The organism is Aureisphaera sp., from assembly GCF_059726885.1.
The window spans coordinates 596918-611075 of record NZ_AP041051.1; the positions used below are offsets into that span (position 1 = coordinate 596918).

A 14158-nucleotide genomic window follows, 5' to 3' on the forward strand; every position below is an offset into this window, starting at 1 on the left:
TGTAAAATAAATATCGGGGTTAGGTAGTTATATCTAGAAACCTCCCTGAATGCTTACACCCCAAAAAACCTATTTCCTATTAGCGCTTCTTTGCACACCTGCACTTACGGTTTCCCAAATAGACAATACACATCATGCTTTTGTGATATACAGAAGTTACCTTAGGTCTGTACAGGATTATATTGAAGGCAATGAAGGCTATTCTAAAGACTTTAAGGAATTTCCATATAGGGTTAAATCCCTAGAAAATGTTACCGGAATTATGTCGAATGACGATGGGTCCTGCTGGACAGGTTACACTAGAATTCCCGTTTCATACAATTTAGAAGATTGGACCCAATGGTTTCAATTAAACAAACACCAGCTCATCGTAAACCAGGAAACAGGGGTGTTAGAAACAATAGGAAAGCCTATACCAATTACACGAGAGCCCAACGACTACTTCCTTTCCTTAGTGAATGAAATGGAACTAATGGTCCTGAATGGCTCCTTTAATTGGGACCTGTCCATGCATGTTATAGGGGTATTGGATCCGTTGACCCATTACAGAAAAGCACATTACGCGACACAATGCACATGCGATGAAGATGAAGAATCATTTCATTTGGGCACCTTACATCATATTGCTATTTTAAGGGAGTGGTACGCCAAGAATTCGCATCGACTCTATTGGGATTTGAAATCGCAATCGTTAGCGGTAAAGCCAGCACATTAAATGCCTTGCCTATAAATCATTAGAAGTCTGTTTCTACCTGGCTTTCCAATTTCATTTCAACAGAATCGGGCAGACCTTGCAAAAAATCGATTCCCGTTACAGTTTCAATTTCATCTATGGATACTACATAATCGAAATATGATTGACTCGAACTTTTGTTCGGAATTAAAAAAGCAATGGTTCTGGGCTCCTTACCCGAAGCATCTACCACTATTTTATAGAATTCTTCAGGAACGGAAACACGCTCCGTTCCAATCGTCTTTAAGCCCTCTTTTAGGACTCCGCCCGTAATAACAAACACCCCGTCCTTTTCATTCGCCCAACGGCGCACTTTTTGTTCCAATCGGTTCCAAATACCTGAATTGAAATCATGATCTTGAGGGCTAATATTACTGGTAAGAAATGTTTCTTTATAGGCATTATAAGAAAATCGCCTGGCGCCTGCAGGACATAGATGGCCACGATCGTAACCTGATCGTTTGTAATTGCGCCAATCTGCCGATTCACTTTTCACTTTATCGTCCTGAATGAAATACGGCCGATCAAAATCATTATCGGACAAATGGTTTTTTTGAATTTCGTAGGCCACCCATTCCGCTTGTTCATGTGCTTCCGAATACGAAAGTGCATAATGAACATGACGCACAATGACTCCCGTAGTAGAACCGGGCAAGTATTCATTACCAAATTCTGAGGAACCCGATGGCTCCACAGAAACTGTTTCATAATCGTTTAGAGAAGTTCGGCCCACATACTTTTCAAGGAAAAAAAGTGCTGTGGTAACTAATAGGACAAGAACAATGTAAGTGTATTTTCGGTTCATGAGGGCAATGTAAAATTATTCTCGAAATTTATGAATTGTCTGGGGCATAAGATTCATGAAACTAGAGTATGTTAAAGAATTTGTTACATTTGAACAATGCGAAGATTTTTCCCTGTTTTCTTCTGTTTTTTATTGATTTTACTCAGCTGCCAGAAAAAAGACACTTCATGGTCAGCAGAGCGTGTAATTTCAATCCATAAACAAATTGATTCATTACCCCAGGATTCGGTCTATTCCTTATTAAAACGAGCTGAAAAGGAAATTAAAAACAATCCTGAAAGATTTGACACACTCTCTATTAAAAACGACTATTGGTTAGGAAAGCACTTTGGCATTAGAGGTGCCCTAGACAGTAGTGCGTATTACTACCAAAGAACGGTAGATCAGGTAAAAGGCCCAATTACCTATAAGAAGGCGTACAACTATTTCTTTAATGCCCATGAGGCTTATCTCAACTTGGGCAAATACGGCGATTGTATTGCTATTGGTGAAAAATTGATAGACCGATTAGATAGTACTGCCTTCAAGGAACGGGCATTGGCATATGTGATTTTATCCGATGCGCATACCAAACTGGGCAACCTCGAAATTGCTAACGGTCACAACAAGAAACAAATAGAACTGCTAAAAAAATCTGGAGACAAGAAAGGGCTATATGGAACGTTAATTTTCTATGCACAAAAGCTCTATTATAAGGGAGATAAAGAAGAATCCTTTCACTTGTTAGATAGTTTGTTGGGCCACCTGGATGAGATCCCCGAAGTGAGCCAATACCAATTGTATGGCAATTATGGTGTGTACGAGTTTTATGAAGGCAACTTCACAAAATCGAGGGACAACTACCAAAAGGGATTGGAAATTAAAAAAAGACTCCCGGAAGAATTTGACAAAATTCCATTATTGGCTACCTCCTATGCAAATTTGGCCGAAGTATGTATTGAATTGAATGAGTTAAATTCGGCACGACGCTACTTAGATACCCTAGCCCAATTGGGAATTCACAACATTCCCAGAAGGATACGCAAAAGTGCCTTGAGATACGAGCTAAAGTGGGCCAATGCTACGAACTCTAATCTTTCAACTTTATACAATCACTTAGATACCATCGCGAAGTACCAAGAGCTGTCATACAACGACAAGATCCAAAATGAGTTGGTAGAACTGACCAAGGCCAATGAAAAGGAAAAGCAAATTCTGCGGGAAAAACTGGAAACCGAAGTAGCCAATGCCAACCTTAAAACATCCCTCTTATTTGTGGGAGTTCTAGTGAGTTTGCTCTTTAGTTTTGGGCTGCTCTTCTATTTCAGGCGTAAGTTGAAATTTGAACGCAATAGCCTTCAATTGCAACAACGTTTGCTGCGTTCGCAAATGAACCCGCATTTTACATTTAATACCCTGCATGCCATTCAGAACCAAATAAAAAAGGAGCCCGAAAAAGCCACTAACTATCTTCTTAAATTTTCAAGATTGCTTCGTCTATTCCTTGAGAACTCTATGGGAGATTATGTCCCGTTGGAAAAAGAAATAGACTCCCTAAAGAAATATATGGATCTGCAGCAATTGCGTTCGCCTCAACAATTCGAATATCACTTTCATTTCAATAATATGGAGGAAGACGAATTTCTGTTCATTCCTCCCATGTTACTCCAACCTTTTATTGAAAATAGTATTCAACATGGATTTATTGGGATAGATCACAAAGGACGGATCGATATTCGATTGGACCTACAAGGGAAATTCATTCATTGTACCATAGAGGACAACGGAATTGGTCTTACTGCTAAAAACAATATGGAAAAACAATCGGCTTCCACTCAATTGATTTCCGATTTTCTAAAAAAGCTAACACGCACGGAATTACAAATTATTGATAAGAGTGAAACCGATTCTCAAGCTTCTGGCACACTAGTTCGATTTTCCATCCCCTTTACCCTTACTGAGGAAGGATAAAATTGAAAATTTGAAGATATCGAGGCATTTGCAAAAAAACGAATATGAAAAAAACACTGACGAATATGAATCCAGAAACAGCATATATATAAGTAAGCTTTCAGTATTCATGAATTCAGAGTATTATTGCGCTATTATTAACATAAAACCCTATTCTTATGAAATTCACAAAAAAATTATTGCTCCTGCTATTCGGGATAATCACCTTACATTCGTGTGAAACGGAAAAGGCTGCAGACGCACAACTTTTCACCACTGCGGACGTAAAAGTCATTGCTGACAACCCATCTCCCGAAAGCGATCCGTACACATTGGAAAACTACTCTCAATGGGCTGCATTTACCACTAGTTATTTGTTACGTTATTCTCCAGATGCACAATCACTTTTTCAGCACAAACTAGGAGCTGGTAATGTGGTTGATTTTGACGATGTATTCCAGCATAGTATTTCGGCTGGACCCTATAATTTCGCCAAAGAGTTTAAGTCGAGATTATTCTATTACATAAATTGTTGTCCAGACCCTGATGATGAGACGCAGAAACCACCACCACCGGGCACACCACCTTTTGGAGGCGGAGATCCAGATCCAGAGGTATTGGTACAGCAAATAATGGATTATCTGCTTCAGGACAATTGCATGGAATTCTATTTTCCTAATGGCATAAACTTTTGGGGCCAATATAGTATTACAAGTACGGCGCACCCACTTAATACTACATTGGAAAATTCGGGGATTTTACGAATCCACACCCCCATCGTAAACGAAGATTACCCCAATGGTATTTCAACATTCCCCCAACTTGTAAACGATGAGTATGCGGGTACCGGAAATATGATCATCATGGCTCGTCCTGTAAGGAGCACATCTCCTCCTACTCCGACAGATCCATGCCTCTACACAGAGTATTCAGATGTAGATTTTACACTTTTCTTAGATTAAGAAAAAGAGGAATTATAGATGAATTTAGACCGCCTTTCGAGGCGGTCTTTTTACCTATATCCGATTCATTATTATATGGTCTGTTTTTATGAATACGAAGAACTAACACTTTCAAGAATCAAGACTGTGTTAATGTTTTTGTTACATTTGAATAATGCGAAGAAGTTTCCCCATTGCCTTATGTTCCATTCTGTTATTCATTGGTTGTCAGCAGGAAAAGAGCAAATCCCTTACGATACAGGATATCCATTCCTTACACCAAAGGATCGATTCTATATCGAAGGATTCTGTGTTCCCTTTATTAAAGAAATTAGAGAAGGAGTATTTATCAGTACCCTCCAGTCCAGATTCTTTGAAAGCGCACAATAATTATTTATTGGGGCTTCATTTTAAGCAAACCGAACAACTGGATAGTGCGGCGGTCTATTTTCAGAATGCCACGGAATTCGTAAACGATTCCATCACTAAGGAAATTGAAGGCTATTACTTTCAATCGGCCTGGGACGCATACTACAACCTTGGCCTTTCTGGCGATTGTTTTGTTGTGAGTCAAAAATTCAAATCCCTATTGAATCCTGAAAAGCAGTTTAGGTCATTATCTTGGGCATACTACTGGGATCAGTATACCTATCAAATGATGGGCGATCACGAAAAGTCCTTAGAGAGTATCGACGAGCGTATTAGAATTGCCCAAGAAAAAGATTCTGCCAGCCTTACCGCAGCAAGGATCTCCAAGGCATGGTCCATATATTATTACTCCCCCAATAAACAAGAAACCTTTAAAATTTTCGAAGATCTTGTAAGCCAGTCCGATGGCCTATCCAATTCAGATAAAAATGTGCTTTATGGAGATTATGGAGTATTAATGTACTATGCCGGGGACTTCGAAAAATCGCTGAATTATTACCAAAAAGGTCTTGCGGTAGCCAAAGAGAGTGAAATTTTGGACAAAACCAACCGTATCGCCAATGCCTATAACAATATTGCAGAGGTTAATATAGACCTTAAGCGCTACGCAGATGCCCGTAAGTATCTTGATTCGGTGAAATTGCTTGGTATTGCAAATTTGGCAAGGGATAAGCAAAAATCATTGCTCAATTACGAATTGCGGTTAGCCATGGAAAGTGGAGAAAGCAGTTCGCAAATCACCAACCTACTAAATGAAATAAATGATCACCAGGACGAAGTTTACAGGCAAAAGTCAGAAAATGAACTCTTGGCACTCACAAAGGCCAATGAAAAAGAAAAGCAACTATTACTAGAAAAACAGGCCACTGAAATTGAAAACCTGCAGTTACAAAACCGTTCTATTTTATTACTTATTTCGATTGGACTACTAAGTATTATTGGGTTCCTATTCTATCAAAGCCGTAGATTAAAGTTCGAGAAACAGAGTCTACAGAATCAACAGCGCTTGCTGCGATCGCAAATGAATCCGCACTTTACGTTCAACACTCTGTATGCCATTCAGTCTCAAATAAAAAAGGCGCCAGAAGAAGCAGGAAAATACCTCTTAAAATTCTCTAGATTGTTACGTCTTTTCCTAGAAAACTCTATGGGAGATTACATAGCCTTGGAAAAGGAGATTGAGTCTTTAAAGAAATACATGGATTTGCAATTGTTGCGTGCCCCTAAACCATTTGAGTACGAGTTCCATTATACCCATATGGAAGAAGATGAACTGTTGTTTATTCCTCCGATGCTGCTTCAGCCTTTTGTGGAGAATGCCATAGAGCATGGTTTTTCGGATATTGACTACCATGGAAAAATTGATATTTCACTTACGTTAGAAGGAAAGTTTATAGCGTGTCAAATAGAGGACAACGGTAGTGGAATTCGAAAGGGTAAAAACATCAGTAAGGAGTCGGCATCTACTCAATTGATCTCCGACTTCCTTAAAAAATCCACAAAAAAAGACCTCGAAATCATAGATAAGCGTACAATAAACCCCGAGAAAAGTGGTTTATTGGTTCGATTCCTCATTCCATTTAAACTCACAGAACATGATTAAGGCACTACTTATTGACGACGAGGCGTTCGTACGCGAAGAAATTAGGGAAATGGTGAACAACTATTTTGGAAATGAAATATTGGTTGTTGCCGAAGCCAATGGCGTTGCCGAAGGACTTGCAGCCATCCAAAACCACCAGCCCGATTTGTTGTTCCTTGACATTAACATGGGGGATGGTACAGGATTCGATCTCTTAAAACAATGCGCTACCAAAAATTTCGATGTGGTTTTTATCACGGGCTTCGACCAACATGCCATTAAGGCTATTAAAGTAGGTGCCTTGGATTACATTCTTAAACCCGTGGATGAAGATGAATTTAAAATGGCCGTTCAAAAGGCCATTGACAATTACCAAAAAGACAATAACCTCGAGAAACTTATCGAAATCTCCAGTGAATACTTTAGAGGGGTCGAGAAAAAGAGGGTTATATTAAAAACTTCAGATACCGTTTATGCCATTTATGAAGACGATATTATTTATTGTCGTTCCGATGGAAATTATACCACATTTTACACCCAACAAATGGAAAAAATCGTGGTATCCAAAGCGTTAAAACAAATTGAGGAAATTCTCTCCGATGACGTCTTTATACGTTGTCATCAATCCTATATTGTGAATAAGAAGCATGTATTAAAATACAGCAAACAAGGCGTTCTTGTGGTGAATCTGGATTTTAAGGTCCCAGTTTCCAGCAGAAGGAAAGATTATGCCCTAAAGCGAATTTTCGATTAAAAACGCATTTTCCGCTAAAACGCTTTTGAATTAAACAACTACGGATATGAAATATTAGGGGCTGTATACGTAAACACTGTTCCAAATTTCAAGAATTAAGACTACCATTGTACCATTATTAATCGTAAAAATAGAAACTATGAAAAAGACAGTTTTCCCCCTTGCAGTTTTACTCCTGCTCATGGCATCTTTCGTTTCATGTGAACAAGAAGAAGCCGATTCAAATGAATTACAAACAGAATTAAACTTTACCGTAGATGCCAACGCTGGCCTAGGTGGAAATAATCAATGCTGCCATGAAGAGGGCATCTTCGAGAGACAATTACATTGGCTCTCTTTCCTTACTGCAGAAATTTTAACCGATGAACCCAGTATTCGTTCAGCATTCGCTTTACAATTTAACACATCGAGCAATAGTACCATTCCTGCCGAAAACCTAATTGGCTCCAATGCGCTAATCCCTAGTTTTGACCAAGAGTTCAAGGATCGTATGGCTGCATATATAGATGCTGGTGGCGGATGGCCGAGTACCAATAATAACCCACCTCCAATTCCTCCAGTAATTGGTGGACTTCCTGACGACAATGGAGTTATGCTAACTGTTTTGTATTATCAAGCAATTCTTACTGAAAACTGCGTGGAGTTATTCCTGCCTACATCACTTAACTTGTTAACCGTGAATCCTGAAATTACAACAACATCACATCCGTTGACCACGGCAAGTTCCAATGAAGGTAGACACTTCTATTATAATGCTCTAACCCAAAGCTATATTTGGCCTCCAACTATCGTTAATGACGAATACGCTGCTACTAATGCAAGTATCATTATGGCTAGACCTATAAGAACTACATTTGAAGGATCGCCTTCAGATCCTTGTTTGTACCCGCAATACCCTGGAATAGACTTTACCCTTTTCCTAGATTAGGTATTACATATAAATTGTTATGAAGCAAAAGGCCGCTCCGAATGGAGCGGCCTTTTAATATTTAGTTTTTCACATCCAGCACATCACGCAAAGCGTTTCCCATAAGCATAAATGCCGTAACCAAACTCATGATAGCCAGTCCTGGGATAAGGGCCAAATAAGGCTTACCAAGAATGATATATGCGTAATGATCCTTTATGATCCCTCCCCAACTTGGCATGGGTGGTTGTGCACCTATTCCCAGAAAACTCAGTCCGCTTTCTATAAGGATGGCTCCTGCAAAATTTGCTGCAGATATAATGATTACTGGGGCCAAACTATTGGGTAAAATATGCTTGGTAATAATTCTCCAGTGATTATACCCCAAAGCCCTTGCGGCAGTCACATATTGACGTTCCTTAACGCTCAACACCTGTCCCCTAACCACACGGGCCACCTCAACCCACATAGTAAGTCCTACGGCAATAAAGACCTGCCAAAATCCTTTTCCTAGGGCAAGGGTAATGGCAATAACCAATAATAACGTAGGAATGGACCATGTAACATTTATCAACCACATAATGGCTGCATCTACCTTACCTCCAAAGTAGCCTGCCAATGCTCCAAAAAAGATACCAATCACCAATGAAATAAATACTGCTACAAATCCAATGGCAAGTGAAACCCGGATCCCTATAAGCATACGACTTAACAAATCCCTTCCATACTTGTCTGTTCCTAGAAGAAACTTCTTTGTGGTAACATATGTTGCCTTCGCATCATTGATGCTCGTTGCATTTGGAAACATAGAAAGTGGATACACCTTGGATAATCCCGCAGAACCATCTGGGGTATATTCCACAATTTCAATTCCATTTTCTACTATGGTGTGACTGGATATAGGAATTTCAGTGCTGGTGGTTTTTTTGCCAAAAAAGAATTCCGAAAATGCATTCTGATCTTCTTCTTCACTTGGAATAGTGAGTACTTGCACTGTAAACCCTGGGGCTTTTGAGTGGATGGACAAATGCATCTGATTCGCATTTTGTGAATTATCCGGTGCCAATGCATAGGCAAAAATGGCTATCAACGTACAAAGAAGGAGGAATATAAAACTGAAAACGCCCCAAAAGTTCTTCTTAAACTTTTGGAGCGCTAGTTTACTTAATGAGGTCGAAGCTTTCACATGGTAAATGTAGCTAAAATTAGTTTTTAATCTCTGCTACCTTACCACTTCTAATATTGTTCATTTTTAGATCCTGCAATACATTTACTGCTTCTTCTACATAGATGTCACCAGCTAGATTCTTATGCCATCTTTTCCTTTTTTCCCTAAGTGTAGTGTCTTGCTTCATCAAAGCAACTTCACTGGGCAGGGATCTATAACTCAACTTATTGTCATAATCGCCTATGGCGTCAAATTTTTCCGTTTCCTGCTTTCTTCTTTCAATTTCAGCAAGGTATTTATCGAAATTAAGATTCACTTCATTCTCATCGCGACTTTTCTTAATCCAAAGCGCATTCTCTTCGATCAATTGTAACTGTTGGCTCTTTGCCATTCGTTCCTTACTTCTTCGAATGGTTCCTTCGTAATCAATATAGCCATCCCAATGTTCGTATTCTGCAGGAGAGATTTTGTCATAAGGTAATGGATTGTCATAGTCACGCTCGCCAATATCTATATAACTATATCTATCTGGCATGACCACATCACTCTTCACACCTTCTAATTGTGTAGAGCCGCCATTAACTCGGTAAAACTTTTGGGTGGTCAGCTTTAAAGCACCCATATCGCCCATATCATTTTTCCGTAACCACTGGTTGAGATCAATCATATTCTGCACCGTTCCTTTTCCATAAGACTGTTTGCTACCTATGATAATTCCACGTTTGTAATCCTGCATAGCTGCTGCTAAAATTTCGGAAGCTGAAGCAGAAAGTTCATTTACCAAAATCACCAGAGGGCCATCCCAAGTAACGTCTTCATTTTTATCTTCTAGCACTTCCTTGCGCTTCCCACCAGATGCCACCTGCACTACTGGGCCTTCCTTTATGAATAATCCAGCAATGTCCACAGCAGTCTTTAACGATCCGCCGCCATTACCCCTTAGATCCAATACAAGACCTTCCATTCCTTCTTCTTTAAGGCTTTCGATTTCCCTTTTCACATCACTGGCCGCATTGCGTTCGCCATAATCCTTCATGTCGAAATAGAATGCAGGAAGGTTCACCAAGCCGTACTTCTTATCTTCTCTTTCAATAAGTGTTGACTTTGCATAGGTCTCCTCCAACTCTACCACATCGCGCGTAATAGTTTCCTCTTCTATCGTTCCATCCACGCGCTTCACAGTAAGTGTAACTTTGGTTCCCTTAGGGCCTTTAATAAGCTTTACCGCATCATCTACCCGCATACCAACCAAGCTTACCGGTTCTGTTTCGTCTTCTTGTTTTACTTTCATTAAAAGATCCCCTACTTCTAAATGTTCCCCTCTCCAGACAGGACCACCACTAATAACTTCAACCACTTTTATGTAGTCGTTTTTCTTCTGCAATCGTGCTCCAATTCCTTCCAACTTACCACTCATACGAAGATCGAAACGATCCCTGTCCGGTGGTGCAAAATAATTTGTATGCGGATCGAATTCCTCTACTACCACATTTAGAAATTGCGCAAAATAATCTTTACGCTCTAAGTCCTCAATAAACTCATAATACTCGTCCAACGAGGTCATGGCAGTATTTCGTGCCTTTTCTTCCATTTCCGAAGTAGAAAGTTTGGCATTCTCGGACTCAATATATTCCTCGCCTTTCTCTAGTGCTTCTTTTTTGTTCTTTTCAACATTTTTCTTCTCTTCAACAAGGTCATAATAATTAGAAATAGCCGAGAACTTTAGCTGCTTTCTCCATCGTTCCTTAAGTTCCTTTTTGTTTTTGGCATATTCCAATTCTTCATAATCCACATTTATGGTCTCGTCCTTTGTATAATCGAAAGGTGAACTTAGGACGCTGGAATAGTATTTTTTTGAATCTTCCAAACGCTCGATGTAGCGATCATAGACTAAGTTAAAAAAGGTAAGTTCCTTATTCCTAATCTGATCATCGATCTCTGTTTCATACACACTAAATTCGTTTAGATCCGAAGCCAAAAAATATCGTTTTAAAGGATCCATAGTGTTGATAAAGTCCTTGTAGACACCGGCAGAAAAGACATTGTCCATATCCTTGGCGTCATAATGACCTTTTTCCAATACATAGGTAATAAGGTCGATAAGTAATTTATCTTTATCAGGATCATTAAATTCTTTAGTGGTAAAACTGCAAGAAGCTGCAGCCACAAAAACAGCGAGTAGCAACACTCGGAGATTCTTTTTCATTAATCGCATATCTTCATTTTTTATGAACACCTAAAATAGATAAAAAACCGTGCCAAATAGGTATCATGATACTAATTTTTTGTTAAACAGCCAAGTGTAAAATTCAATTCCCAGCTGGTTCCGAATCCTAATGAAATAAACGTATTTTTGTTTTGAAGAAAAACCATATCAATGTCTAGCGAAAAACCTTTAATACTCATTACCAATGATGATGGAATCACCGCTCCAGGGATACGTACCCTCATAGAGGTAATGCAGGAGTTAGGTGATATTTGTGTGGTAGCGCCCAACTCACCACAAAGTGGAATGGGACATGCCATTACCGTAAATGATACGTTGTATTGTGACGAAGTAGTTATAGACAAAGAGGCCGCGCAAAAGGAATATAGCTGTAGTGGCACTCCTGCAGATTGCGTAAAACTGGCCGTAAATGAAATCCTTGGTCGTAAGCCAGATTTATGTGTAAGCGGGATTAATCACGGAAGTAATTCTTCAATCAATGTTATTTATAGCGGCACCATGAGTGCAGCGGTCGAAGCAGGAACACAGGGTATTCCCTCCATCGGTTTCTCATTATTGGATTATTCCTTAACGGCAGATTTTGAGCCTGTAAAATCTTATGTAAGGATATTGGCCAAACAAGCTCTAGAACACGGAATGCCACAGGGTGTGGTGCTAAATGTGAACTTTCCTAAATTGAAAGAACAAGACATTAAGGGAATAAGGGTTTGCCGGCAGGCAGATGCGCATTGGATTGAAAAATTCGACAAGCGTACCAATCCGTTGGGAAGGGACTATTATTGGCTTTCGGGCGAATTTGTAAATGAAGACAAAGGTGAGGATACAGATGAATGGGCATTACAGAATGGTTATGTTTCGGTAGTACCTGTACAGTTCGACCTCACTGCCCACCACGCAATTAAGGACATAAACAATTGGGATATTTAATGAAAAAAGAAATTGGAATCGGATTTTTAGTAGGGATCATTTGCAATGCAATTGGAGTTATTATTTGCACCTACATTGTCTCCCAAGTTAAGAATCTGGATTTTCAAAGTACATTTAGATTATATAACGGTTCCGGCAACCTTTGGATGCTGCTTACTTTAGGGGCTTTACCTAATTTGGCGGCCTTTTTTGGTTTTCTGAGGATCAATAGGGATTATAGGGCAAGAGGCGTGTTATTGGCTACTTTTTTAGCTGCCATTACAGCCTATCTAATCTATTTCGTTTAAAATGAAATACTACATCATTGCAGGGGAAGCATCGGGCGATTTGCATGGAGCAAATCTCATTGCTGCACTTAAAGCCGAAGATACCAATGCGGAATTCAGGTTTTGGGGAGGCGACCTTATGGCGCAAGAAGCTGGCGATCCTATAAAACATTACCGGGAACTTGCCTTTATGGGATTTGTTGAAGTACTTCAAAACCTCCGAACCATTTTGCGCAATATTTCTTTTTGCAAGGATGATATTGAAGGTTATCAACCAGATGCGATCATCTTTATAGATTACCCTGGGTTCAACTTGCGAATTGCGAAATGGGCCAAACAAAGGGGATACAAGACCCTCTATTATATTTCACCTCAAATCTGGGCTTGGAAAGAAGGGCGTATAAAAGCCATAAAAAGGGATGTGGATGAAATGTATGTCATACTCCCTTTTGAAAAAGACTTCTATGAAAAGAAGCACAATTTTCCTGTACATTTCGTGGGCCATCCCCTTATTGATGCCATCTCCAAGAGACAGCAGGTAGATTCGGAAACTTTCCGCAAAGAACACCATTTGGACGATCGCCCAATTATTGCTTTACTACCTGGAAGTCGCAAGCAAGAGATTTCTAAAATGCTGAAAGTCATGCTTTCCGTGACAGAGGATTTCCCAGACTATCAGTTCGTAATAGCAGGTGCACCCAGCCAGGAAATAGAATTTTACAAACAATTTACCCAAGATTCTGATGCCACCTTTATCCAAAATAAAACCTACGACCTACTAAGCCTTTCCACGGCTGCTTTGGTTACTTCGGGAACCGCTACTTTGGAAACCGGACTTTACAAAGTTCCTCAAGTAGTCTGCTACAAAGGCAATCGTATTTCCTATGAAATTGCCAAGCGTATCATAAAGCTTAAATACATTTCCTTGGTCAATTTAATTTTAGATAAGCCTGCAGTTAAGGAACTGATCCAAGGAGAATTCAACACCAAACAACTTAAAGAGGAGCTATCAAAAATTCTGGATGACTATCACCGCGCAGTGCTTTTCTTAGACTACTACGACCTTGAAAATGCTTTGGGTGGAAAAGGGGCAAGTAAGAAGGCTGCAGCCTTAATGGTAAATGCTAGTACCAAAGGGAACTAATAATAAAATTGCTATCATTCATTAGCTCCGATAGCGGTATTGAAACAAAAATTACGATTAAAAACAGGGCGAAAACCCTTAAGGCCCGTTGCTTACCTCCATACTGCACTATGACATCACCAGATACCTGCTCTTTGATAAGGAATGGAGACACAATCCTATTTCGGTTTTTGAAATTCAACGGATCCGAATCCGTAAGCCAACCACCCCGATTAAAAAAGGCTGCCATTCTAATTATAAATACCATCATTAACATAAGAAACATATAAACAGCTACCTCAATAATTATGGGGTCTTCATAAAATGGAAGGGGTTCAAACTCTTTTGGAATGCGCATTCTTTTTCT

General features: G+C 39.6%; 13 protein-coding genes. 9 read left to right on the top strand and 4 right to left on the bottom strand.

Annotation, left to right across the window (positions count from 1 at the left end):
* The first annotated feature begins 49 nt into the window (after nt 1-49).
* On the top strand, nt 50-715 hold the full coding sequence (locus AC6JAD_RS02820) for a hypothetical protein (protein WP_461302664.1): 666 nt from the start codon (nt 50-52) through the stop codon (nt 713-715).
* A gap of 19 nt (nt 716-734) precedes the next feature.
* Here the strand turns inward: AC6JAD_RS02820 and AC6JAD_RS02825 are convergent, their stop codons facing one another.
* Complete coding sequence (locus AC6JAD_RS02825) at nt 735-1538, bottom strand: DNA/RNA non-specific endonuclease (protein ID WP_461302663.1); 804 nt, start codon at nt 1536-1538, stop codon at nt 735-737.
* 96 nt (nt 1539-1634) lie between these two features.
* On the opposite strand from AC6JAD_RS02825, the gene AC6JAD_RS02830 reads away from it, so the two are divergent.
* The 5 genes from AC6JAD_RS02830 (at nt 1635) to AC6JAD_RS02850 (ending at nt 8101) form a co-directional block, all read left to right on the top strand.
* Nucleotides 1635-3488, top strand: a complete 1854-nt coding sequence (locus AC6JAD_RS02830) for a histidine kinase (protein ID WP_461302662.1) — start codon at nt 1635-1637, stop codon at nt 3486-3488.
* A 158-nt stretch (nt 3489-3646) separates the two neighbouring features.
* Entirely contained in the window at nt 3647-4429 is a 783-nt protein-coding gene (locus AC6JAD_RS02835; protein ID WP_461302661.1) for a hypothetical protein, read from the top strand.
* Nucleotides 4430-4583: 154 nt separating this feature from the next.
* Nucleotides 4584-6440 carry a histidine kinase gene (locus AC6JAD_RS02840; RefSeq protein WP_461302660.1) on the top strand — a complete coding sequence of 619 codons (1857 nt, stop codon included), beginning with the start codon at nt 4584-4586 and terminating at the stop codon, nt 6438-6440.
* Nucleotides 6433-7173 (top strand): LytR/AlgR family response regulator transcription factor, encoded by a 741-nt coding sequence (locus AC6JAD_RS02845; RefSeq protein WP_461302659.1) that lies wholly within the window; start codon nt 6433-6435, stop codon nt 7171-7173. The genes AC6JAD_RS02840 and AC6JAD_RS02845 overlap by 8 nt, the downstream gene beginning before the upstream one ends.
* Before the next feature lie 139 nt (nt 7174-7312).
* Nucleotides 7313-8101 carry a hypothetical protein gene (locus tag AC6JAD_RS02850; RefSeq protein ID WP_461302658.1) on the top strand — a complete coding sequence of 263 codons (789 nt, stop codon included), beginning with the start codon at nt 7313-7315 and terminating at the stop codon, nt 8099-8101.
* A 61-nt stretch (nt 8102-8162) separates the two neighbouring features.
* Here the strand turns inward: AC6JAD_RS02850 and AC6JAD_RS02855 are convergent, their stop codons facing one another.
* Both AC6JAD_RS02855 and AC6JAD_RS02860 read right to left on the bottom strand, forming a co-directional pair.
* Nucleotides 8163-9266, bottom strand: a complete 1104-nt coding sequence (locus AC6JAD_RS02855) for an ABC transporter permease (protein WP_461302657.1) — start codon at nt 9264-9266, stop codon at nt 8163-8165.
* A 19-nt stretch (nt 9267-9285) separates the two neighbouring features.
* On the bottom strand, nt 9286-11454 hold the full coding sequence (locus AC6JAD_RS02860) for a carboxy terminal-processing peptidase (protein ID WP_461302656.1): 2169 nt from the start codon (nt 11452-11454) through the stop codon (nt 9286-9288).
* 171 nt (nt 11455-11625) lie between these two features.
* Here AC6JAD_RS02860 and surE point away from each other — a divergent pair, with 171 nt between their 5' ends.
* The 3 genes from surE to lpxB are packed head-to-tail and all read left to right on the top strand — an operon-like array spanning nt 11626 to nt 13812.
* The gene (surE, locus tag AC6JAD_RS02865) at nt 11626-12402 is read left to right on the top strand and encodes a 5'/3'-nucleotidase SurE (RefSeq protein WP_461302655.1); all 777 of its coding nucleotides are present in this window, start codon (nt 11626-11628) and stop codon (nt 12400-12402) included.
* Nucleotides 12402-12689 carry a hypothetical protein gene (locus AC6JAD_RS02870; protein WP_461302654.1) on the top strand — a complete coding sequence of 96 codons (288 nt, stop codon included), beginning with the start codon at nt 12402-12404 and terminating at the stop codon, nt 12687-12689. Before surE ends, AC6JAD_RS02870 begins: the two co-directional genes overlap by 1 nt.
* 1 nt (nt 12690) lies before the next feature.
* Nucleotides 12691-13812: a lipid-A-disaccharide synthase gene (lpxB, locus tag AC6JAD_RS02875; RefSeq protein WP_461302653.1), complete on the top strand. Its 1122-nt coding sequence runs from the start codon at nt 12691-12693 to the stop codon at nt 13810-13812.
* Here the strand turns inward: lpxB and AC6JAD_RS02880 are convergent.
* Nucleotides 13793-14149, bottom strand: coding sequence for a hypothetical protein (locus AC6JAD_RS02880; protein WP_461302652.1), 357 nt, complete (start codon nt 14147-14149; stop codon nt 13793-13795). The genes lpxB and AC6JAD_RS02880 overlap by 20 nt on opposite strands.
* Between the last annotated feature and the right edge of the window lie 9 nt (nt 14150-14158).

Bases quoted from the DNA above. Each gene is read 5' to 3' on its own strand.
- AC6JAD_RS02820 (WP_461302664.1), top strand. From the start codon at position 50: ATGCTTACACCCCAAAAAACCTATTTCCTATTAGCGCTTCTTTGCACA.
- AC6JAD_RS02825 (WP_461302663.1), bottom strand. From the start codon at position 1,538: ATGAACCGAAAATACACTTACATTGTTCTTGTCCTATTAGTTACCACA.
- AC6JAD_RS02830 (WP_461302662.1), top strand. From the start codon at position 1,635: ATGCGAAGATTTTTCCCTGTTTTCTTCTGTTTTTTATTGATTTTACTC.
- AC6JAD_RS02835 (WP_461302661.1), top strand. From the start codon at position 3,647: ATGAAATTCACAAAAAAATTATTGCTCCTGCTATTCGGGATAATCACC.
- AC6JAD_RS02840 (WP_461302660.1), top strand. From the start codon at position 4,584: ATGCGAAGAAGTTTCCCCATTGCCTTATGTTCCATTCTGTTATTCATT.
- AC6JAD_RS02845 (WP_461302659.1), top strand. From the start codon at position 6,433: ATGATTAAGGCACTACTTATTGACGACGAGGCGTTCGTACGCGAAGAA.
- AC6JAD_RS02850 (WP_461302658.1), top strand. From the start codon at position 7,313: ATGAAAAAGACAGTTTTCCCCCTTGCAGTTTTACTCCTGCTCATGGCA.
- AC6JAD_RS02860 (WP_461302656.1), bottom strand. From the start codon at position 11,454: ATGAAAAAGAATCTCCGAGTGTTGCTACTCGCTGTTTTTGTGGCTGCA.
- surE (WP_461302655.1), top strand. From the start codon at position 11,626: ATGTCTAGCGAAAAACCTTTAATACTCATTACCAATGATGATGGAATC.
- AC6JAD_RS02870 (WP_461302654.1), top strand. From the start codon at position 12,402: ATGAAAAAAGAAATTGGAATCGGATTTTTAGTAGGGATCATTTGCAAT.
- lpxB (WP_461302653.1), top strand. From the start codon at position 12,691: ATGAAATACTACATCATTGCAGGGGAAGCATCGGGCGATTTGCATGGA.
- AC6JAD_RS02880 (WP_461302652.1), bottom strand. From the start codon at position 14,149: ATGCGCATTCCAAAAGAGTTTGAACCCCTTCCATTTTATGAAGACCCC.